Source organism: Actinoplanes awajinensis subsp. mycoplanecinus (assembly GCF_001509495.1).
GTDB classification, from domain to species: Bacteria; Actinomycetota; Actinomycetes; order Mycobacteriales; family Micromonosporaceae; genus Actinoplanes; species Actinoplanes palleronii.
Window position 1 is genome coordinate 80,381 of the sequence record NZ_LLZH01000145.1, and the last position, 21,487, is coordinate 101,867.

Genomic DNA, 21,487 nt, shown 5'->3' on the forward strand with positions numbered 1-21,487 from the left:
ACGGCATTCCGCCCCACCCCGCGAGCACCGAGGAGAAGCCGTGGCGATCACCGGCCATGATGGACGGCATGGCTCGGTTGCTCGGATACCTGGACGCGGTTCGCCTGCTCGGCGGGCAGGACAGCAAGCTCGTCAGCGCGGTCGAGAAGATCGTCGGCGGGGCGCTGCTGGTCGCCACGCCGGCGGCGCCGGTGCTGCTCGGCCTCTTCGACGCGAAGGGCGAGCTGGTGCGGCTCAGCCACGAGCTGGTGCGCACGCTGTCCGAGCGGCGCAGCGGCCTGTCCCGGGCCAGCCGCACCGAGCGGCTGGAGGCGGCGCACGCGGTGCTCGTGGTCACCGCGTTCTTCGAGGCGATGGAGCAGGCCCGGCTGCCGTTCCGGTTCGGTGATCTCGAGCTGACCAAGACCGAGCAGAGCTCCCTCGCCGACCGGGCGATCCCGGCGACGGTTGACCAGGCCCCGATGATGCTGCCGTCACCGCTGATCGCCCCGGAGACCTATCTGCTCAGCCTGACCGCCTATTACGGAAGCCTGGCCGGGTCGATCACCACGTTCACCGCCGGGCTCGCCGTCTGGGAGCGCCTGACCGTGGGCCGCCGGAAGACCTTCTACGACGCGATGAGCGCCGTCCCGGCCCGCGCCGTCCTGCGGTACGAGGAGTTGTTCCGCCAGCTGGCTGGCGAGTTCCCCGAGGTGGCCTGCTGGGCCAGCCAGCGGGAGCACCGGGCCACCCGGACCGCCCTGGCCGGCCTCGAGGAGACCCTGACCGCGATCTCCACCGGCCGCGCGCCGGACCAGCGCCGGGCGAGCCTGGCCCTGGCCTACCGCGCCGAGCTGGGCCGCCGCATCGTCGAGTCCGGTGACGTCCCGGACGGCATCCGGGTGCCGGAGCTGGGCGAGGGTTACGTCCCGCCCCGGTTCCGCGCGGTCGCGGTCCGGGCGAACGACCAGGTCAGCGAGGAGTCCTGGTGGGACGCGCGGCCGGTCCGCGACGACCTGCCGGAGTTCCTGCTCGGGCACCTGACCTCGCCGCAGGCGGTGCGCGCCCCGCTGCTGGTGCTGGGCCAGCCCGGGTCCGGCAAGTCGGTGCTCACCCGGGTCCTCGCCGCCCGGCTCCCGGCCGCCGACTTCCTGCCGATCCGGGTCATCCTGCGCGACGTGCCCACCCTCGACGACGTGCAGGACCAGATCGAGCACGCGATCCGCGAGGCCACCGGCGAGCGGGTGGAGTGGCCGGCGCTGGCCCGCTCGGCCGGCGACGCGATGCCGGTCGTCCTGCTCGACGGCTTCGACGAGCTGCTGCAGGCGGTCGGGGTGAGCCACACCGACTACCTGACCCGGGTCGCCCGGTTCCAGCGCCGCGAGGCCGACCAGGGCCGGCCGGTCGCGGTGATCGTCACCAGCCGGACCGCGGTCGCCGACCGGGCCCGCACCCCGGAGGAGACCGTCGCGCTGCGCCTCGAGCCGTTCGACGACGAGCGGGTGATCGCCTGGCTGGACATCTGGAACCGGGTGAACGCCGCGAACTTCGCCGCCCGGCACCTCAAGCCGCTCGCCGCGGAGACCGTGCTCGCCCACCGCGACCTGGCCGGGCAGCCGTTGCTGCTGCTGATGCTCGCGCTCTACGACGCGGACGGCAACGTGCTGCAGCGCTCCGGACCGCACCTGCGCGCCGACGAGCTCTACGAGCAGTTGCTGCGCAGCTTCGCGCTGCGCGAGATCACCAAGCACCGGGAGGGCCTGCCCGACCGGGAGCTGGCCGCCGCGGTCGAGAACGAGCTGCGCCGGCTCTCGGTGGTGGCGTTCGCGATGTTCAACCGAGCCGCGCAGTGGGTGACCGAATCCGATCTCGAGCGCGACATCGCCGCCCTGCAGATCACCGGGCCGGTCGGTCCGGGCGCCGCGTCTGGGCTGCGGGCGCCGCTTCCCGAGGCCGAGCTGACGCTCGGGCGCTTCTTCTTCATCCATCGGGCCAGGTCCGCCGGGGACGAGACCCGTTTCCAGACGTACGAGTTCCTGCACGCGACGTTCGGCGAATACCTGGTCGCGCGGCTGAGCTGGCAGGTGCTCCAGGATCTGGCGGTGCGGGACGCGGCCGCGTCGGCGTCGTTCCACCCCGGGCCGGCCGAGGACGAGCTGCTGCGGGCGCTGCTCTCGTTCCAGCCGCTGAGCGTGCGGGCGCCGGTGATCGACTTCCTGGCGCATCTGGCCGCGGCGACCGACGACCGCGAGCGGGAGCGCCTGCGCGCTCTGCTGGTGCGGCTGTTCCGGGCGATCAACCACGCTCCCCCGGCGGCCCGCTACCCGGCCTACCAGCCGCAGTCGCCGAGCGTGCCGGCGCGGTACGCGACCTACGCGGCGAACCTGCTGCTGCTGATGCTCTGCCTCGGCGACGTGCGGGGCAGCGAGCTGTATCCGGAACCACCCGACCCGGTGGATGCGTGGCACGCGCAGGCGCTGCTGTGGCGCTCCCAGCTGAGCACCGACGCCTGGACCAGCGTGGTCGAGATGGTGTCCCTGGAGCGGACCTGGGAGGGCGACCGGCGCGATCTGCGGCTGAGTCTCTACAGCGCGTCCGTCGCACCGGCTCTCGATCTGGGCTGGACGTTCGACGTGCGGCCGGCCGGTGCCTTCACCCTGCCTGACCTGCACCCTGAGCAGCTGCGGCTGAAGTCCTATTTCCAGTGCAGCGTCCTCGACGACATGGTCCACCACGCTCTGGAACCACTCGTCACCCACCTGCCGCTCACGGTCAGCACAGTCGCCGGGGACGGTGCCCACTCGGCCGCGCACCTGCTGCTGCGGATTCTGGCCGATTCCGCGCCGTCGGCCGACGACTTCCGGCGTGCCTCCGAGATTCTCGACGAGGTCCGATCCTGGGACGATACGACCCGCAGCAACTACACGCGTCTGCTGCTGGACCGCCTCCGCCGCGACGATGCTACCCCTCAGGCTACGGCGATTGAGATCCGTGATCTGGTCGAGCGGCTACTTCGGCGGGAGTGACCGGCGGGTTCTCATGGACCCCGCCGGTCACCGGGTGCTGCTAGCCCAGGGTCAGGGTGCAGCTGTCCTGGTCCGCGGCCACCTCGGTCACCGCGTCGCCCAGCTGGACCGACCATCGCAGGGCCTCGCCGCTGCGCCCGATCCGCACCTCGTCGCCGTCCCGGACCACGGTGAACACCGTGTCCGCCCCGGACGGCCCCGGCACCACCACCGCGGTCCGCCCCTCCGCGGGCGAGAACAGCCGGAGCGTCACGCCGTCCCGGTAGTCGTAGTCCGGGCGGTCCTGCCGCGCGCCCACCGGGATCACCGCACCCGGCCGCACCAGCAGCGGCACGCTGTCGAACCCGTGCGTCTCGCGCACCCAGCCCGGCCCCTGCACGACCTCGCCGGTCAGGTAGTGGGTCCAGGACCCGGCCGGTACGTAGTACTGCACGTCGCCGGCCGCGCTGAACACCGGCGCGACGAGCAGGTCCCCGCCGAGCAGGTACTGCCGGTCCAGGTAGGCCACCGCCGGGTCGCCCGGGAATCCGATCGCCATCGACCGCATCACCGGCAGGCCGGTCAGGTGCGCCTCCCGGGACGCGCCGTACAGGTACGGCATCAGCCGGTACTTGAGGTGGGTGAACGAGCGCAGCACGTCCACCGCCTCGTCGTCGAAGTTCCACGGCACCCGGTACGACTTGCTGCCGTGCAACCGGCTGTGCGACGACAGCAGCCCGAACGCCACCCAGCGCTTGAACACGGCCGGGTCCGGCAGCCCCTCGAAGCCGCCGATGTCGTGGCTCCAGAACCCGAAGCCGGACGACATCAGCGACAGCCCGCCGCGCAGGCTCTCCGCCATCGACGCAAAGTTGCCGGTGTTGTCGCCACCCCAGTGCACCGGGAACATCTGCCCGCCGACGGTCGCCGAGCGCGCGAACAGCACCGCCTCGCCCTCACCCCGGGCCTGTTTGAGCACGTCGAAGACGACCTGGTTGTAGAGCTGCGTGTAGTAGTTGTGCATCCGCTCCGGGTCGGACCCGTCGTGCCAGACGATGCCGTCGACCGGGATGCGCTCGCCGAAGTCCGACTTGAACGCGTCGACACCCATCTCGACCAGCGCGCGCAGCTTCGAGGCGTACCACTCCCGGGCGGCCGGGTTGGTGAAGTCGACCAGGGCCATCCCGGCCTGCCAGCGGTCCCACTGCCAGACGTCACCGGCCTCGGTCGTCACCAGGTAGCCGTTCGCCTTGCCCTCGGCGAACAGCGGCGAGCGCTGCGCGATGTACGGGTTGATCCACAGACAGACCTTGAGCCCCTTGTCGGCCAGCCGCTTCAGCATCCCCACCGGGTCCGGGAAGATCCGGGTGTCCCACTCGAAGTCGCACCAGTTGAACTCGCGCATCCAGAACGTGTCGAAGTGGAAGACCGACAGCGGCAGGTCCCGCTCGGCCATCCCGTCGATGAAGCTGTTCACCGTCTCCTCGTCGTACGAGGTGGTGAACGACGTGGTCAGCCACAGCCCGAAGGACCATGCCGGTGGCAGCGCCGCCCGGCCGGTCAGCGCGGTGTACTTGCGCAGCACGTCGGCCGGCGTCGGCCCGTAGATCACCAGGTACGACAGCGCCTGCCCGGCCACGCTGAACTGGGTGCGGGTGACCATCTCGGAGGCCACCTCGAACGACACCTTGCCCGGGTGGTCGACCAGGACGCCGTACCCGCCGTTGGTGAAGTAGAACGGGACGTTCTTGTACGACTGCTCGCTGCTGGTGCCGCCGTCCTCGTTCCAGATGTCGATGCTCTGGCCGTTCTTGACCAGCGGCCCGAAGCGTTCGCCGAGCCCGTACACGACCTCGCCGACACCCAGGTCGAGCTGCTCGTGCACAAAGGCGCCGTCCGGGCCGGTGACGATGCCGGTGCCCTTCCAGCCGCTGCCGGTGAGCCGCCGCCCGTCCGCGAGGAAGTCCAGTCCCCACTCGTCGCCGGTGCGGATCTGCGCGGTCAGCGCGCCCGAGGTGAACGACGTGGCGGAGACGCCGGGCTCGACCGGCTCGCCGGTGATCGCGAAGCTGGGTGTCCGCGGGCGGCCGCCCTGGAAGTGCTCGAGGGTGACCCGGATGACGTCCGGTGCCGGCGACTCCAGGCCGATCGTGATCAGCGGGGCGTCGAGCGTGTCGCCGCGGTCGAGGACCTTGCGGGTGGCGGCGTAGACGGTCAGCGAGTCCGGGCCCGGCGCGCTGTCCTGGAACTGAGCGGGGTGCAGCACCTGGTAGCCGTCGCGCTTACGCCAATAGCCGTCGGTGAACTTCATGGTTGTCCTTCTCAGGTCACTTGATGGCGCCGGCGGCGATGCCGCGCGTGAGGGTCCGCTGGAAGATCAGGAAGAAGACCATCGCCGGGATGATGCCGATCAGCGCGGACGCACTGGTGGTCGTGGCGTCCATCATCCGGTCGCCCTGCAGCACGCCGAGGGCCACCGGGACGGTCTGGTTGTCGTTGGAGATCAGGAAGACCAGCGGCAGGAAGAACTCGTTCCACGTCCAGATGAAGAAGAACGTGAACAGCACCGCGAGGGTCGGCCGGCTGACCGGCACCACCACCCGCCACAGCGACAGCCACTTGCCGGCGCCGTCGATCGACGCGGCTTCCAGCAGCTCCTTGGGGAACTCGGTGTAGACCGAGGTCAGCAGGTAGGTGCCGAACGCGCTCTGCACGACGGTGAAGATGATGATGATGGCGAGCAGGTTGTCGTAGAGGCCGATCTGCTTCGACAGGTAGTACAGCGGGTAGACCAGCACCTCCTGCGGCAGGAGGTTGGCGACCAGGAAGAACACCAGGAACCAGGTCCGGCCCTTGACCCGGCCGATGCCCAGCGCGTACGCGTTGAAGACCGACAGGACCACGCCGAGCACCGCCACCACCAGGCTGGTGATGAAGCTGTTCCAGAGCTTGAGTCCGAAGTCGACCCGGTTCCAGAAGTCGACGATGCCGGCCCAGTAGAGGTGGTGCGGCAGCGACAGCGGGCCGTTCGCGGCGTACTCGGCCGGGCTCTTGACCGCGTTGACCGCGACCACCAGCAGCGGCGCGACCATCAGCAGCAGCAGGATGAGCAGGCCGGTGAGGATGAAGAAGCGCGCCGGGTGACGTTGCCGGAGCGAGGGGCGTTCTTCGGTACGACGTCGTGGTGCACGAGTGGCGGTGACGGTCATGGGTTCAGCTCCGCTCGGCACGGTTTTGCAGCCGCAGGAAGACGATCGCCAGGATGACGATCAGGATGGTGAGTACGGTGGAGATCGCCGAGCCGTACCCGACCTGGGCCTTCTCGAAGAAGTTCTTGTACGCGAAGTACGACGGCACCAGGGTGGCGTTGCTCGGGCCGCCCCGGGTGAGCACGAAGATCTGCCCGAAGATCTTGAGGGACGCGATCGTGGTGGTCACCAGCACCACGTACAGCTCGGGCCGGATCATCGCGATGGTGATCTTCCGGAACCGCTGCCACCAGGACGCGCCGTCCAGGTCGGCCGCCTCGTACAGCTCCGGGTCGATGCGCTGCAGGCCGGACATGAACATGACGATCGGGTAGCCGAGCTGGAACCAGATCATCACGGCCATCACGCTGTACAGCGCGTACTTCGGGTCGCCGAGCCAGTTGCGGGCCAGCGAGCCGAGCCCGACGGTCTCCAGGATCTTGTTGAGCGCGCCGTAGCTGGGGTGCAGGATCCAGCCCCAGATGATGCCGGTGACCGCGACCGGGAGCACCTGCGGCAGGTAGTACCCGGAGCGCAGCACCGAGGCCCAGCGGTCGTTGAACTTCTTCGCGACGTAGTCGAACAGCACCGCGGCCAGGACCAGCCCGAGGAACGTCGGCACCACCGCCATCGCGAGGATGAGCAACAGGATGTGCCCGAAGGACGCCCAGAAGTTCGCGTCCTCGAAGAGCCGGGTGTAGTTGTCGAAGCCGACCCACCGGGGGCTGCCGATCCCGGTCCACTTGGTGAAGCTGATGTAGACCGTCATCACCAGCGGAACGATGATCACCAAGGTCGAGGCGATGATCCCGGGGATGAGGTAGACCGCGTAGCCGCGGTTCTTGGTGCTGCCGGCCATGCGCCCGGTCCTTTCCGCGGGGCGGGCGTCTGGCGCCCGCCCCGGTTCGAAACGCCTACTTACCGAGGTCGGCCAGGTTCTCGTTGTACGGTTTGGCGATCTCGTCGAGCATCGCCTTCGGCGTCTTGGACCCGTTGATCAGGCTCTGCGTGCCGCTGACCATCACGTCGTAGTAGCCCGGCGCCGGCCAGTCCGGGTAGAACGCCAGACCGTCCGAGGTCGAGATCTTGTTGAAGTTCTCGATCAGTTCCTTGTTCTTGGCGTCGGTGATCGCCGCCGGGTCGGCCGCGACCGGGACACCGCCGCTGTTGCCGAGCAGGTTCTGCACCTCGGGCGACATGGTGATGTCGATGAAGTCGTACGCCAGAGCCTTGGCCTTGCTCTTCTCCGGTACCACCCAGAGGTTGCCGCTGGAGCCGGGGTGCAGGGTGTTGCCGGGGAACAGGAACGTGCCCCACTCGAAGTTCTTCACCTCGCTGGCGAACCGGCCGTACCACCAGCTGCCGGAGATCAGGATCGGGAACTTGCCCTGCTCCCAGGAGACGCCCATGTCCTCGGCCTTGATGCCGGCCGAGTCCTTGCTGATGTAGCCCTTGGCGACCCAGTCGGCGAAGGTGTCCGCGGCGTAGGTGAGCACCGGGCCGTTGAAGTCGACCTTGTTCTTGTACAGCTGGTAGTCGTCGATGAAGGTCCGGTCGGCCTTGGAGAGCGCAAGCTCGTAGAAGATCTGCTGAGCCGGGTACTCCGCGCCGCCGACGGCCAGCGGGGTGACCTTGTTCTTGACGAAGGTGTCCATCGCCGCGGTGAACTCGGCAAGCGTGGTCGGCACGGCGATCTTGTACTTCTCGAACATCGCCTTGTTGTAATAAACCATGACGTACTCGCCGTAGTTGGGCACGCCGAAGAACTTGCCGGTGCCCATGATGCCGTCTTCGTCGTACTTGGCGGTGGTCTGCAGGCTGCCGCTCAGCTTGGAGTCCCAGCCGTACTTCGCCACCTGGTCGCTGAGGTCGGTGAGCAGACCCTGCTTGGAGAGCAGGCCGGCGGTCGCGTTGCCCTTGTTGTACTCGAGGATGTCCGGCGCGCTGTCCGAGTTCAGGATCATCTGGGCGTTCTGCTGGATCTGTTCGAAGCTCTTCTCCTCGAACTTCACCTCGACGCCCGGGTGCTTGGCCTTGAAGATCTCGATGGCCTTGGTCCAGGCGATACCCATCGCGCTGGTCGGGCCCTCGTAGTGCCACAGCGTGAGGGTCTTGGCGTCGGCGCCCTCGGTCGAGTCGGAGGAGCCACCGTCGTCACCGCACGCGGCCAGGGCGAGCGCGGCGGTCATCGCAAAGGAGCCGGCCAGCAAACCGCGCCGAGAAATAGCCATGTCGTCCTCCCAGGGGGACTGATCAAGGTGAGTTCAACCAGGAAGGGTGTCGTCGAAGCGCTTCGACAATCTCGCAGGAAATGTCGAAGCGCTTCGACAACGACCTCGCCGCAGACGCTATGAAATCAGTGACGCAGATGTCAACGGTGTGACGGCGGGATTTCGCGGCAACTCGACCGTTCGACCAGACCCGGCTCGAGCAACCGGGTGAACTCGACCCGGCGGCCGTCCAGCAACCGCATCGCGGTCTCCACCGCCAGAGTGCCGACGTCGTGCGCCGGAATGTCGATCGAGGTGAGGTTCACCGGCATGCTCATCGCCACGTCGCGCGGGCAGACCGCGACGATCGAGATGTCCTCCGGGACCCGGCGGCCGGCCGCGCGCAGCAGGTCGAGCAGCGGGCGCAGGGTCTCCTCGTTGTGCACCACCAGCGCGGTCATCCCGGGCAGCTCGGTGTCGAGGTCGGCCAGGGCGGCCCGGACGCCGTCGGCGCCCGGCTCGCACGGGTGGGTCACCGTGCGCAGCTCCAGCTCGGCCGAGGCGGTCAGGAAGCCGGCCAGGAACCGGTCCGCGTACGTCGTCTGCCGCCGGTAGACGGCAGGCGACGGGCCGATCAGGCCGATCCGCCGGTGCCCGTGCCCGGCCAGGTGCCGCAGCGCGAGCCCGGCCGCGGCCTCGAAGTCCAGGTCGACGCAGGCTATCCCGGCGTGGTCGGCGGGCATCCCGATCAGGACCGAGGGCTGCTTGAGGCGGCGGATGGCCGGCAACCGCACGTCGTCGCGCTCGATGTCCATCAGTATCAACGCGTCGACCATGGTGCTGTGCGCCACTCGTTCCAGGCCGGCGGTGCCCTCGTCCTTGGTCAGCAGCAGCACGTCGTGGTTGAACGACCGGGCCGCGGTCACCACCGCGGTGGCGAACTGCATGATCACCGGTACGTTCACGTCCAGCCGCAGCGGCGCGACCAGCGCGAGCACGTTGGTCTTGCTGCTGGCCAGGGCCCGCGCGCCGGCGTGCGGGTGGAACCCGAGCTCGGCGATGGCGGCCTGCACCCGCGCCCGGGTCTCGGCGGAGATCGGACGCCGGCCGCTCAACACGTACGACACCGTGCTGGGCGACACACCGGCCGCCCTGGCGACGTCGTTGATCGTCGGCACTGCGCCTCCCCATGTCCCCCGGTCCCTACCCAAGACCGCTCCCCTCGTCGATCCTAGCCACCTGCATGATCACGCCGGGGTCGCGGCGGGGAGCCCGCTCCCATCCGGCTCCCCGCCGCGAGTCTCATCGGATCCCGAACGACGCCAGCCGCAGCCCGGGACTGGGCAGCAGGTACACGTCCCGGCGGCCGCGCACGGCCGCCAGCGGTGCGGTGACGTCCGCGTACGTGTAGATCCCGCCGGTGTCCGGCACCGTGGCCGTGCCCAGCAGCCGCCCGCCCGGTGAGCCCAGCCGGAGCTGGACGGTCCCGGCGCCGGACGCCCGTACGGTGAAGGTCTTCCCGCCGCGCAGCGCGGCATCACGGAAAGCGATCCAGTCACCCGCAGTGACCGCGCCCACCACCGTGCCGCTCGCCTTGCTCTCGTCGAGCAGGCGCACCCCGGCGTAGTCGTCGAACGTCTCCGCCCCGGTCACCACGGACAGGTCGCGGGCCGGGATCGTCTCGCCGCGCACCGGCAGGGCCGCACGCTGCCGGATGTCGCTCGACGACGCGCCGACCAGCACGTCGTATACCGACGTCTCAGTCACCCAGCGTTGCCGGGTGACGTCCCAGCGGGCCAGGTCGGCCGGAGTGAGCGCGAACGTCACGACGGTGCTCCGCCCGGCCGCCAGGTGCACCTTGCGGAAGTCGCGCAGCTGCTTGGTCGCGGTGACGTCGCGGGAGGTGCGCTGGTGGGTGTAGAGCTGGACCACCTCGTCACCGGCCCGCTTGCCGGTGTTGGTGACGGTCACGCTGACCCTGCCGCCGGCCACCCGGAGCCCGCTGTACCGGAACGTGCTGTACGACAGCCCGTGGCCGAACGGGTAGAGCGGCTTCGCGTCGCTGTAGAGGTACGTCTGCCGGGACGTGACGATGTCGTACTCGTTGAGGTCGGCCGGCAGGTCGGCGACCGAGGAGTACCAGGTCTGCGTGAGCCGGCCGGACGGGTTCACGTCGCCGTAGAGCACGTCGGCCAGGGCGTTGCCGGTCTCCGCGCCGGCGTGCGTGGTCCAGACGATGCCCGGCACGTGCCGCTGGGCCCAGGTGATCGCCTCCGGGTAGCTGCTCTGCAGCACCACCACGGTGTGCGGGTTGGCCGCGCGGACCGCCTCGATCAGCGCTTCCTGCCGGGCGCCGAGGGCCAGCCCGGTGCGGTCGTGCGCCTCCCGGCCGGCCACGAACGGGTTCGTCCCGACCACCACGACGGCGGTCTGCTTGCCCTTCGCCGATGCCGCCGCCGCGGCCACGCCGTCGACGATCACCTCCTTGGCGAAGTGCGCGGCGCCGGCCGCGGTCGCCGAACCCAGGCCGAGTGCGCCGTCCGCGCCGACCGTCACGTAGGTGTTCGGACCGAACCAGCTCTCCTGCGTCTCGTAGCCGGCGTAGTGCAGCACCACCGTGCCGTCGGCCTGCGGCTCCACCCTGAACTGCTGCTGGACGAACCAGCCGGTCGGTGCGGTGTCGCGGGTGACGAACGGGCCCCAGTTGTAGCCGAGGTACTTGCCGTTCGCGGCGTTGCGCAGCGTCGACACCCCGTCGCCCCAGTCGACCGCGTCGAACTGGGCGGCCGCGTCCGGTCCCACCCCGGTCGCGGCGACCGCTTCCGGGTCGGCGGCGGTCACGTACCGGCCGGTGGTGACGTCCTTGAGGGCGATCCGGTCGGCGCCCGCGGCGGTGGACACCGTGCCGGCCCGCGCGGTGATGCCGTCCAGCGCGGTCACCTGGTACGGGAGCTGTCCGCCGTACCAATCGGTGAAGAGCGAGTCGGCCAGCGGACCGACCACCGCGACCGAACCGCCGGTCTTCAGCGGCAGCGCGTTGCCGTCGTTCTTCAGCAGCACCGCGGCCTCGGCCGCGGCTTCCCGAGCCAGCTTGCGGTGCGCGGGACTGTCCACGACCGACGCGGGGATCGTCGCGTACGGGCCGCCGTCCGGGTCGAACTCGCCGAGCCGGAAACGGATGCTCAGCGCGTTCCCGACCGCGGTGTCCACCTGCGCCTCGGTCAGCAGACCCCGGTCGAGCGCCTGCTGCAGCGCGGTGGTGGTCGGCTCGCCGTTGGTGTCGTTGACCGTGAAGCTGTCCAACCCGGCCGTGAGCACCGCGGCGTCCGCCTCGGCCTGGGTCGCGAAGTAGGCCTGCGAGCCGGTCAGGTTGGTCGGTGCCCAGGCGTCCGAGACGTTGAACAGCCGCCGGTCGCTCCAGCCCCGGACCAGCGTGCCCAGGTCCGGGTCCACGGTGGCCGGCCGCCCGTTGATCAGGTTGTAGGAGGCCATCACGCCGGTCGCGGCCCCGGCTTGCAGGGGGATCCGGAACGGCTCGCGGTCGTACTCGTTGAGCACCCGCTGCGGGACGTTCGACGAGGTCCGGTCGCGGAGCGTCTCGTTGTTGTACGCCGCGTAGTGCTTGAGCGTCGGCGCGGTCTTCAGGTGGTCCGGGTCGTCACCCTGCAGCCCCTGCCCGTACGCGGTGGCGATCGCCCCGGTCAGCAGCGGGTCCTCGGAGTAGCCCTCCTCGTTGCGGCCCCAGCGCGGGTCGCGCAGCAGGTTGACCACCGGCGCCCAGAGGTTCAGGCCCCACACCGTCGGGTCCTGCGCATGCAGGCCTCGGGCCTCGTCGCCGACCGCCGAGCCGACCCGCTCGATCAGCGCCGGGTCCCACGTGCTGGCCAGCCCGACCGCCTGCGGGAACACCGTCGCGGTCGCGTCGATCTTGGCGCCGCCGGCGTCGTAGTCGTTGGACCAGGCCACGCCGTGCAGTGCCTCGGTGCCGGCCTTGAACACGGCGAGGCCGAGGCGCGGGACGGCCGGCTGGTACTGGTGGAGCATCGAGAGCTTCTCCGGCAGCGTCAGCCGGGCGACCAGGTCGTCGACCCGCGCCGCCAGCGGAAGGGCCGGATCGCGGAACGGATAGGTCGCGTCGGCGCGTGCGGCTCCGGGGACGAGGGGAACGGCGAGCAGAGCGGCACCTATCAGGGCCAGGCCGCGTCTTCTGCGCATAGCGGACTCCAAAAGAATCGTTTCCAGGCACGGTGAATTGCCCGTCAGGGAGCACCCTGACCAGCGGAAACACTTTTCGAGAAATCAGTCGAAGCGCTTCGACGATCCGCCCTAGAGAACGGACTATCGACGGGGTTCGGTGTCGTCACCATAGAGCCCGGCCGATGCGACAGGCAACACCTTCCGGAAATCCGCCGGTAACAGAGCCGCTTATCCGGGCACAATGGGCGGATGCGACTGATCGTGATCGGCGGCGACGCGGCCGGGATGTCCGCGGCCTCACAGGCCCGGCGTAGACGCGGCCCCGACGACCTGGAGATCCTGGCCTTCGAGATGGGGCGGTTCGTGTCCTACTCGGCCTGCGGGATCCCCTACTGGATCGGCGGCCAGGTGGACGGGCCGGACGCGCTGATCGCCCGGACCCCCGAGGAGTTCCGCAAGAACGGGATCGCCGTGCACACCCGGCACGAGGTGACCGGCATCGACCTGGACGCCCGCACGGTCACCGTGCGGGACCTGGACGCCGGCCGGGACCGGCGCGAGGGCTTCGACGAGCTCGTCTACGCGACCGGCGCCTCCCCGGTGCGCCCGCCGTGGGCCGAGACCGACGCCGGCGGCGTGTTCGGCGTGCAGACTCTGGAGGACGGCAGCGCGCTGCGCGCGTGGCTGGACACCGAGAAACCCGAGTCGGCCGTGGTGATCGGGGCCGGCTACATCGGCATCGAGATGGCCGAAGCGATGATCAATCGCGGACTCCGGGTCACGCTCGTGGAGAGGTCCGCCCAGCCGATGGGCACCGTCGACGAGGACATGGGCACGCTGGTCGCCGACGCGGTCCGGGGCCTCGGCATCGACCTGCGCACCGGCGTCACGGTCGAGGGCCTGGAGACCGCGAACGGCAGGATCGCCGCGGTGGTCACCGACGCCGGGACGCTGCCGGCCGGCGTCGTGGTCATCGGCTTGGGCGTACGGCCGAACACCGCCCTGGCCGCCGCCGCCGGACTCCCGCTCGGCGCCACCGGTGGCCTGCGCACCGACCTGCGCCAGCGGGTGGCCGACGGGGTGTGGGCGGCCGGTGACTGCACCGAGACACACCACCGGGTCAGTGGCCGGCAGGTGCACGTCCCGCTCGGCACGCACGCCAACAAGCAGGGCCGGGTCGCCGGGATCAACCTGGGCGGCGGGTACGCCACCTTCCCCGGGATCATCGGCACCGCGGTCACCAAGGTCTGCGACCTGGAGGTGGCCCGCACCGGTCTCGGCTCCCGCGAGGCCGACCAGGCCGGCTTCCAGTACGTCACGGCCACCGTGGAGTCCACCAACCGGGCCGGCTACTACCCCGGCGCCACCCCGATGACCGTCAAGGTGCTCGCCGAGCGGGGCACCGGCATGCTGCTCGGCGCGCAGATCGTCGGGAAGGCCGAGGCCGCCAAGCGGATCGACGCGTTCGCGGTGGCGGTGTGGAACCGGATGACGGTCGGCGAGATGACCGGGCTCGACCTGGGCTACGCGCCGCCGTACGCCCCGGTCTGGGACCCGGTGCTGGTCGCCGCGCGCAAGGCCGAGGACAAGCTGAGGGGATGAGCCCGGCGGGCCCACCCCCTCATCGCCCCGCGTCGCCGGTTACCCGGTGACGGCGCCGATCGCGACGGTGCCACGGCCGACGACCGCGCCCTCGTCCGTCACGAACTGCACCTCACCGGAGAGGTGCCGGCCGGCCGGCGGGACCGCGGCCACGGTGACCGCGCCGGTGACCGTGGCGCTCGCGCCGACCCCCAGCACGATCGGGGTGCTCGGCACGCCGACCGTGCCGAGCGCCGTGCTGTAGTACGCGTCCCGGTAGTCGTACGCGGTCGAGCCGCTGGGCACCGAGTACCCGGCGATCTCCACGGTGTACCTGCCGGCGGCCGGCGAGGCGATCGAGACCGCCTCCTCCGAGTCGCCGTCGGCCTGCACCGCCACCTGGGCACCGTTCTGGTCATAAACGGTTCGGGTTCTTCTTCTTGAAGTCCACCGATCCGGTCTCACCGACCGGCAGGTACGGGTTGTCGGCCGGGGTGCAGGACGGAGGTGAACGTTCGCCGGCCCCAGTGGGATGGTTGTCTCACGTGCGGGTCCTCCGGAGGAGAGCGCGCCCGAAAGGGGTGTCCAGACGCTTCTCCCGGAGCCTCCGATCGATCGGTGTGGAAGTCACTACGATCGATAAGGTTCGTGACCTTCCCGTGACCATTGTGGACTCACCGCGGCCCCGAGCACCTCGGTGAGCCGCGCAGCGAAGGCCCGCGGGTGCGTCATGTTCCCGTTGTGCCCACCGGGGAACCGCACCGCCGGCACCCCGAGATGCCGGGCCAGCACCAGCCCGGCCTGACGGTCGAACCCGCCCACCGGACTCGTCTCCCCCACCGCCGGAACGATCCGCGCCCCGGCGGGCAGATCGCCCAGGCGCAGGTCGTCCTGGAGCGCGGCGTCCAGATCGTGGCTCAGGAAGTATTCAAAATCGGCCGCCCGCCGCTCGTCGAACGGGAACTCCCGCACCCCCGGCTCGGTCTCCTGATCCCGCGGGTCGATCCCGAGCACGGCCGCGACTGCCGCCGCCGCGGGCCCACCACCCGACTCGACGGTGCGTGTCCAGGACCGCGGTCAGGTCACGGCGGGCCCGGCCTTCGGCATCCGGGTCCAGGAAGTGCAGGGCGATCGGTTCGTGCGCCACCAGGTCCACGACGATTCCCGGGTACGACACCAGCACGCGCATGCCGATCACCGCGCCCAGGCTGAGCCCGAGCATGGCCACCGGCTCATCGGTCACCTGACCCAGCACGGCGACCAGGTCCGCGGCGTGCTCGCCCATGCCGACCGGCGCGGCTCACCGAGGTCGCCCGCCGCCGCGAGGTCGCCACCGCGGACATCTCCCCCGCCGTCACCGCCGCGCTGGCCAGCCCCACCCCGGAGTCCCTGACCGCCGTCCTGACCGCCCTCGAGACCCTCCACCGCCACCTGCCCCCGGCCACCGACAACTGACCCCGGCCGGCGCCCAGGGGTGCCTCAACCCTCCGGAGACACCCCTGATAGCCAGCCGGATTTCAGGTGGCGAGGCTCGCGAGGGCGATCGGGGTGTCCACACCGGACCACTGGGCGGTGAGCAGCGCGCCGTCGGGTGCGGCCGGCGACTGCGTGGGCGTGCGGAACAGTCGCAGGACTCCCATGGACGTACCGATGAGGGTGGTTTGTCCGTCAGTGACCTCGAGGTCAGCGACCGTGAGGTCACCCACGGTCCTTGGCGCCTCGGATCCGCTGCCCCGCAGCAGCAGATTCGGCTCGCGGACGATCACCTGATCGCCGTCGTGCAGTTCCTCGGCCGCCTGCGTGCCGCCGGTCCGGATCACGTCGGTCAGCACGGACACGAAGACCGGGTCACCGGCCGCGTCGTAGACCCAGCGCGTCCCGAGCACCCCGTGCTCGGTCGTGCCGACCAGGAACTCCTCCGCGCCGGCCAGCGGCGCGCCCCGGTACGTCAGCGGCACGTGCAGCACCGGCCCGTCACCCACCCGGACCAGCATCACCTCGAGCCCGACCACCCCGGCCGGGTCGTCGAACCGCCCCGCGGCCACCCGGCTCACCGCGAGCCCGGCAGCCCCTTCAGCCCCGGCAGCTCCCGCGGCCCAGCTCCGGCCCGGCAGCCACTCATCCAGCAGCTCGAGTTTCGTCGGTTTGATCTCCGTCTTGTGCAGAAGTGCCATGCGCTCACCCTAGGACCGCCTCCGGACGTGCACCCGGTGCGTACCATCGGGACCCGATCACGGGCCCCCAGCCAGGTTGACCAGAATGACGAACAGCACAATTCATCTTTCGAGTGAACATTTCACCCGTGGACCGCGTCAGCTCTCTGACGAACCACCTACCGCGGGGACGCAGGCATGAGAACGAGCAGGTTGTTTCGCACCGCCGCCGCAGGGACCCTGCTGGCGGTCCTCGCCGGATGCGGCAGCTCCGGCGCACACACCGCCGGCGGCCCGGAGACCCCGCCCCCGCCCGGTACCGCCCCGGCCTCCGACCCGTCCGCCGCGGCATCAGCGCCCGGCGCGTCCGGTGTCCCGGGATTCGGCATCGCCGGCACCGGCACCCCGGAGTCCGTGACGGCGGCCCTGGCCGCGCTCCCGGAGAACCTCCGCAAGCGCGTCCCCCAGTTTCCACCCGCGCCGCTCCCGGTCAAGGTGACGCTGCCACCGGCCACGGACGGCAAGGCCGCGTTCTTCAGCCGCATCCCCACCACCGAGAAGATCGCCTTCATCACGATCGACGACGGCTGGGAGAAGAACCCGCTGGCGCTGCAGCTGTTCCAGGCCGCCAACGTGCCGCAGTCCCTGTTCCTCGAGGTCAACGCGATCAAGGACAACCCGGGCTTCTTCCTCCCGCTGCAGACCGCCGGCGCCACCATCGAGAACCACACGATCACCCACGCCACGATGACCCGGCTGTCCCTGGAGGGTCAGAAGCGCGAGATCTGCGGCGGCGCCGACAAACTGGCCGCGTACTACGGCACCCGCCCGACGCTGTTCCGCCCGCCCGGCGGCTCCTGGAACAACAACACGTTGCGCGCCGCACACGCCTGCGGCATGAAAGCCGTCTTCACGTGGACCCAGACCACCGACCACGGCAAGCTCTTCTACCAGAACGAAGAGAAAGTCATCTACCCGGGCGACATCATCCTGATGCACTTCCGCCCGCGTTTCGTCGACGACTACCTGGCCGTCCTGAAAGCCATCCACAAGAACGGCCTCACCCCAGCCCGCCTCGAGGACTACATCCCCTAGCTGGCCGCCGGTGCCGGCGCCGCTTTTCGCACCGTCGCCAGCACCTCGTTCGCATAAGCCCCGGCCGCCTCGAAAAGCTGCTTGCTCCGAGCATCCAACCCACCCGGCGGGGCCGACGAAATGAACTGCACCGACACATCCAGGTTGCTGTGCCGCGCCACCAACTCAGGGATGAGCACCTGTTCACTGGAGGGCGAGCGGACATACCGATACGCCTCAGCCCCCACGCCGCCTTGCGCCTCGACCCGCTGATCCTGAGCAAAGTTCTTGGCGTCAGCACCCTTGGTATAGGCAAACTGACTCTTGGCCAAGTCAACGTCATGCCAGAACGTGATGTCGGTCGTGACCAACCCGCCGTCGGCCGTGTTCGCACCGGCCAAGCTCCGGGTGCACCGCACCGACCGGCTCGACGTCGGATCGGATCCGTGGAGCTCCGCCTTGGTCTCCCCCGCCGGAACCCCGAGCGCGGACGACAGCGCCTCATAGGACAACAGCGAGCACAAACCCTCAAGATCGACCGGCGCGGCATAGCTCCCCGGCCCGCTGGCCTCCGCGGGATCCGGCGTAGCGGCAGGCGCGGGATCATCGCCACTACAAGCGCTGATCGCGACCGAACTCAGCAGGAACAAGGACAGAGCAGCGATCCGCACTCCCATCACATGCACACCCTACGATGCCCAAGCCACTACACCCGGTAGTCGCGGCACCCACCGAGACCAGCAGGTTCCGAGGCGGGGCCCGCTTCGAAGCCATCAAGCCTGACGGGCTTCGAAGAGGGCCCCGCCTCGGAACCACCCACCTCGCGGAAGCGAAGCAAAAGCAAAAGCAAGAACTACAGCCCCATGTCCTTAGCAATGATCATCTTCATGACCTCAGACGTACCGCCGTAGATCCGGTTGACCCGGTTGTCCGCGTACAGACGAGCGATCGGGTACTCGTTGATGAACCCGTACCCACCGTGCAGCTGCAGGCACCGGTCGATCACCCGATGCGCCACCTCGGTGCAGAACAGCTTCGCCGAAGCCGCCTCGGCCGCCGTCAGCTCACCCGCGTCCAGCGCCTCGAGAGCCCGATCGGCCACCGCCTGCGCCGCGTCCACCTCGGCCTGACAGGCAGCCAGCTCGAACTTGGTGTTCTGGAACGAGGCCACGCTCTGCCCGAACACCTTGCGCTCCAACGTGTACTGCTTCGCGAACTCCACCGCCGCCGCAGCCTGCGCGTACGCACCGTACGCGATACCGAGACGCTCCTGCGGCAGGTTCTGACCGAGGTACGAGAACCCCTTGTTCTCCTCGCCGAGCAGATCCTCCACCGGTACGAGCACGTCCTGGAACGCCAGCTCAGCGGTGTCGGACGTCTTCAGCCCGAGCTTGTCGAGCTTGCGGCCCACCGAGTACCCGGGCAGCTTGGTGTCCACCACGAGCAGCGAGATCCCGAAGCGACGGTCGTCGGGCTTGGCCGGCGACGTACGAGCGCAGACGATCACCCGGTCGGCGAGCACGCCGCCGGTGATGAAGGTCTTCGCGCCGTTCAGCACGTAGTGCTTGCCGTCCTCGGTGAGCTTGGCGGTGGTGCTCATCCCGGCCAGGTCGGAGCCGGTGCCGGGCTCGGTCATCGCGATCGCGAACATCATGTCGCCGCTCACGAACGACGGCAGCCAGCGCTGCTTCTGCTCCGCCGTGGCCAGCTTCAGCAGGTACGGCAGACACAGCGCGACGTGCACACCCGAGCCGCCGAACGAGACACCGGCGCGGGTGGTCTCCTCGTACTGGATCGCGGCGAACTTGAACGAGTCGATGCCGGCGCCGCCGTACTCCTCGGGCACCTCGATGCCGAACAGGCCGAGCTCGGCGAGCTTCTTGTAGAACTCGCGCGGCACCTCACCGGCGTGGAGCCACTCGTCGTAGTTCGGGACGACCTCGGCCGCCAGGAACTCCCGCAGGGTCTCCCGGAAGGCCTCGTGGTCCTCGTTGAATACGGTGCGACGCATGTCAGGGGGTCCTTTTCCAGGCTAGAGACGGCGGCCGCCGTCGACGTACAGGGTCTGGCCGGTGACGAACGATGCGGCGTCGCCGGCCAGGAACGCAACCACCCGGGCGATGTCCTCCGGCTGCCCGACCCGGCGCAGCGGCGTGATCTCAGCTGCCTTGGCCTGCATATCGGCAGCGGAGAGCCCGATGCGAGCAGCTGTCGCGTCGGTCATCTCGGTGGCGATGAAACCGGGCGCGACCGCGTTCACGTTGATGTTGAACGGGCCGAGTTCCATCGCGAGCGTACGGGTCAGGCCCTGGATGCCGGCCTTGGCCGTGGCGTAGTTGGCCTGACCGCGATTGCCCAGCGCGGACACGCTCGAGGTATTGATGATCTTGCCGTAGCGCTTGGGCACCATGTGCCGCTGCACCGCCCGGCTGCACAGGAACGCGCCGCGCAGGTGCACGTTCATCACCAGGTCCCAGTCACCCGCGGACATCTTGTGCAGCAGGTTGTCCCGGGTGACGCCGGCGTTGTTGACCAGCACGTCGACCCCGCCCAGCTCGGCGGCGACCTTGTCGACCGCGGCGTCCACCTGCGCCTCGTCGGCGACGTCGCAGCCCAGCGCGATCGCGGTGCCGCCGGCCGCCCGGATCCGGCCGACGATGCCGGCGCAGTCGGACTCGTCGAGGTCGAGCACGGCGACGGCCGCGCCCTCGGAGGCGAACTGCAACGCGGTGGCCGCGCCGATGCCGCGCGCGGCCCCGGTCACGATGGCAACCCGGCTCATGGATGAACTCCCTTGTTCAGACGTGTTCAGAACGCGCTGATCCCGGTCAGCGCCCGGCCGATGAGCAACTTCTGGATCTGGCTGGTGCCCTCGTACAGCGTGGTGACCCGGGCGTCGCGCATGTACTTGCCGACCGGGAACTCGTCGACGTAGCCGTACCCGCCGAACACCTGGATCGCCTGGTTCGCGGCCTTGACCGCGGCCTCACTCGCGAACAGCTTGGCCATCGAGGCCGCAGTGCCGAACGGTTGACCGCGATCGACCAGATCGGCGGCGCGCCAGACGAGCAGGCGCGCGGCCTCGGTCTCCACTGCCATTTCCGCAATCATTTCCTGTACGAGCTGGTACGCGGCGATCGGCTTGCCGAACTGGGTGCGCTCCCCCGCGTACGCAATAGACGCCTCGAGACAACCGCGAGCCAGGCCCACGCTGCCCGCCGCGACCGCGATGCGGCCCTTGTCCAGCGCGCCCATAGCGATCTTGAAGCCGGCGCCCTCCGCACCCAGGCGTTCCGCGTCGGAGACGCGCACCTGGTCGAACGTCAGCTCGGCGGTGGCCTGACCGCGCAGCCCGAGCTTGCCCTTGATCTCGCGGCGGCCGAAGCCGGCCCGGTCGGTCGGCACCAGGAACGCCGAGACGCCCCGCGCACCGGGCCCGCCGGTGCGGGCGAAGACCAGCGCCACCCCGGCCCACGTCCCGTTGGTGATGAAGATCTTCTCGCCGCTGATCAGCCAGTCGTCGCCGTCGCGGACCGCGCGGGTGACCAGGTTGCCGGCGTCCGAGCCGGTGCCGGGCTCGGTCAGCGCGAAGCAGCCGAGCGTCTCGCCGGCGCACAGGGCCGGCAGCCAGCGCTGCTTCTGCTCCGCGTCGCCGAAGGCCTGGATGCTCTTGGCGACCAGCCCGAGGGAGACCGAGACGATGCCGCGCACCGAGGTGTCGCCGCGGCCAAGCTCCTCCATCAGCAACGCGTAGTCGAGGAAGTCGCCACCCGAGCCGCCGTGCTCCTCGGTGATTCCCAGACCGAGAAAGCCCAGCTCGGCGAGTTTCCCGACGATCTTCGGGTCGACCTGCTCGATCCGGTCCCACTCGGTGGCGTGCGGGACGACCTCGCGCTCCACCCAATCCCGGGCGAGGTCACGCAGCTGCTGCTGTTCCTCCGAGAGGGTGAGGTCCACGGCCGTCTCCTAAATTGAACGCTGTCAGGTTTCCCCGGCCATGTTAACTTAACAGTGTTAGGCAATTCAACGGTCAGGAGAAA

16 protein-coding genes are annotated in these 21,487 nt (G+C 69.8%); 3 read left to right on the forward strand and 13 right to left on the reverse strand.

Features of this window, described 5'->3' with window-relative positions:
* The first annotated feature begins 68 nt into the window (after window positions 1-68).
* A complete protein-coding gene (locus ADL15_RS17990; protein ID WP_157441442.1) occupies window positions 69-3,005 on the forward strand; it encodes an NACHT domain-containing protein in 2,937 nt (978 codons plus the stop codon).
* A gap of 40 nt (window positions 3,006-3,045) precedes the next feature.
* Here the strand turns inward: ADL15_RS17990 and yicI are convergent, their stop codons facing one another.
* The 6 genes from yicI to ADL15_RS18020 form a co-directional block, all read right to left on the reverse strand.
* Window positions 3,046-5,295, reverse strand: coding sequence for an alpha-xylosidase (gene yicI, locus ADL15_RS17995; protein ID WP_067692033.1), 2,250 nt, complete (start codon window positions 5,293-5,295; stop codon window positions 3,046-3,048).
* Between the two features lie 16 nt (window positions 5,296-5,311).
* A complete protein-coding gene (locus tag ADL15_RS18000) occupies window positions 5,312-6,193 on the reverse strand; it encodes a carbohydrate ABC transporter permease (RefSeq protein WP_067692036.1) in 882 nt (293 codons plus the stop codon).
* 4 nt (window positions 6,194-6,197) lie between these two features.
* Window positions 6,198-7,091 (reverse strand): carbohydrate ABC transporter permease, encoded by an 894-nt coding sequence (locus tag ADL15_RS18005; RefSeq protein ID WP_067692039.1) that lies wholly within the window; start codon window positions 7,089-7,091, stop codon window positions 6,198-6,200.
* Window positions 7,092-7,146: 55 nt separating this feature from the next.
* Window positions 7,147-8,463 carry an extracellular solute-binding protein gene (locus tag ADL15_RS18010; protein ID WP_067692042.1) on the reverse strand — a complete coding sequence of 439 codons (1,317 nt, stop codon included), beginning with the start codon at window positions 8,461-8,463 and terminating at the stop codon, window positions 7,147-7,149.
* 140 nt (window positions 8,464-8,603) lie between these two features.
* Complete coding sequence (locus tag ADL15_RS18015) at window positions 8,604-9,620, reverse strand: LacI family DNA-binding transcriptional regulator (protein ID WP_067692045.1); 1,017 nt, start codon at window positions 9,618-9,620, stop codon at window positions 8,604-8,606.
* Window positions 9,621-9,744: 124 nt separating this feature from the next.
* Window positions 9,745-12,657 carry a glycoside hydrolase family 3 protein gene (locus tag ADL15_RS18020; protein WP_067692048.1) on the reverse strand — a complete coding sequence of 971 codons (2,913 nt, stop codon included), beginning with the start codon at window positions 12,655-12,657 and terminating at the stop codon, window positions 9,745-9,747.
* 231 nt (window positions 12,658-12,888) lie between these two features.
* Here ADL15_RS18020 and ADL15_RS18025 point away from each other — a divergent pair, with 231 nt between their 5' ends.
* The gene (locus ADL15_RS18025) at window positions 12,889-14,241 is read left to right on the forward strand and encodes an FAD-dependent oxidoreductase (RefSeq protein ID WP_067692050.1); all 1,353 of its coding nucleotides are present in this window, start codon (window positions 12,889-12,891) and stop codon (window positions 14,239-14,241) included.
* Between the two features lie 39 nt (window positions 14,242-14,280).
* Here ADL15_RS18025 and ADL15_RS18030 read toward each other — a convergent pair whose 3' ends face one another.
* The 3 genes from ADL15_RS18030 to ADL15_RS18040 all read right to left on the reverse strand — a co-directional run bounded on the left by ADL15_RS18030 (window position 14,281) and on the right by ADL15_RS18040 (window position 16,394).
* Window positions 14,281-14,619 carry a hypothetical protein gene (locus tag ADL15_RS18030; protein ID WP_067692053.1) on the reverse strand — a complete coding sequence of 113 codons (339 nt, stop codon included), beginning with the start codon at window positions 14,617-14,619 and terminating at the stop codon, window positions 14,281-14,283.
* A gap of 231 nt (window positions 14,620-14,850) precedes the next feature.
* Window positions 14,851-15,234 (reverse strand): hypothetical protein, encoded by a 384-nt coding sequence (locus ADL15_RS18035; RefSeq protein ID WP_067692056.1) that lies wholly within the window; start codon window positions 15,232-15,234, stop codon window positions 14,851-14,853.
* 503 nt (window positions 15,235-15,737) lie between these two features.
* Window positions 15,738-16,394, reverse strand: a complete 657-nt coding sequence (locus ADL15_RS18040; protein ID WP_067692060.1) for a maltokinase N-terminal cap-like domain-containing protein — start codon at window positions 16,392-16,394, stop codon at window positions 15,738-15,740.
* Window positions 16,395-16,571: 177 nt separating this feature from the next.
* Here ADL15_RS18040 and ADL15_RS18045 point away from each other — a divergent pair, with 177 nt between their 5' ends.
* Complete coding sequence (locus tag ADL15_RS18045; protein ID WP_067692063.1) at window positions 16,572-17,468, forward strand: polysaccharide deacetylase family protein; 897 nt, start codon at window positions 16,572-16,574, stop codon at window positions 17,466-17,468.
* On the opposite strand, the gene ADL15_RS18050 is transcribed toward ADL15_RS18045, so the two are convergent.
* From ADL15_RS18050 to ADL15_RS18065, 4 genes are all read right to left on the reverse strand, one after another.
* Window positions 17,465-18,124 carry a hypothetical protein gene (locus ADL15_RS18050; RefSeq protein WP_157441445.1) on the reverse strand — a complete coding sequence of 220 codons (660 nt, stop codon included), beginning with the start codon at window positions 18,122-18,124 and terminating at the stop codon, window positions 17,465-17,467. The two genes, ADL15_RS18045 and ADL15_RS18050, sit on opposite strands and share 4 nt — an antisense overlap.
* Window positions 18,125-18,300: 176 nt before the next feature.
* Entirely contained in the window at window positions 18,301-19,458 is a 1,158-nt protein-coding gene (locus tag ADL15_RS18055; protein ID WP_067692069.1) for an acyl-CoA dehydrogenase family protein, read from the reverse strand.
* Window positions 19,459-19,479: 21 nt separating this feature from the next.
* Entirely contained in the window at window positions 19,480-20,229 is a 750-nt protein-coding gene (gene fabG / locus ADL15_RS18060; RefSeq protein ID WP_232344192.1) for a 3-oxoacyl-ACP reductase FabG, read from the reverse strand.
* A 26-nt stretch (window positions 20,230-20,255) separates the two neighbouring features.
* On the reverse strand, window positions 20,256-21,404 hold the full coding sequence (locus ADL15_RS18065) for an acyl-CoA dehydrogenase family protein (RefSeq protein ID WP_067692075.1): 1,149 nt from the start codon (window positions 21,402-21,404) through the stop codon (window positions 20,256-20,258).
* Window positions 21,405-21,487: the final 83 nt, after the last annotated feature.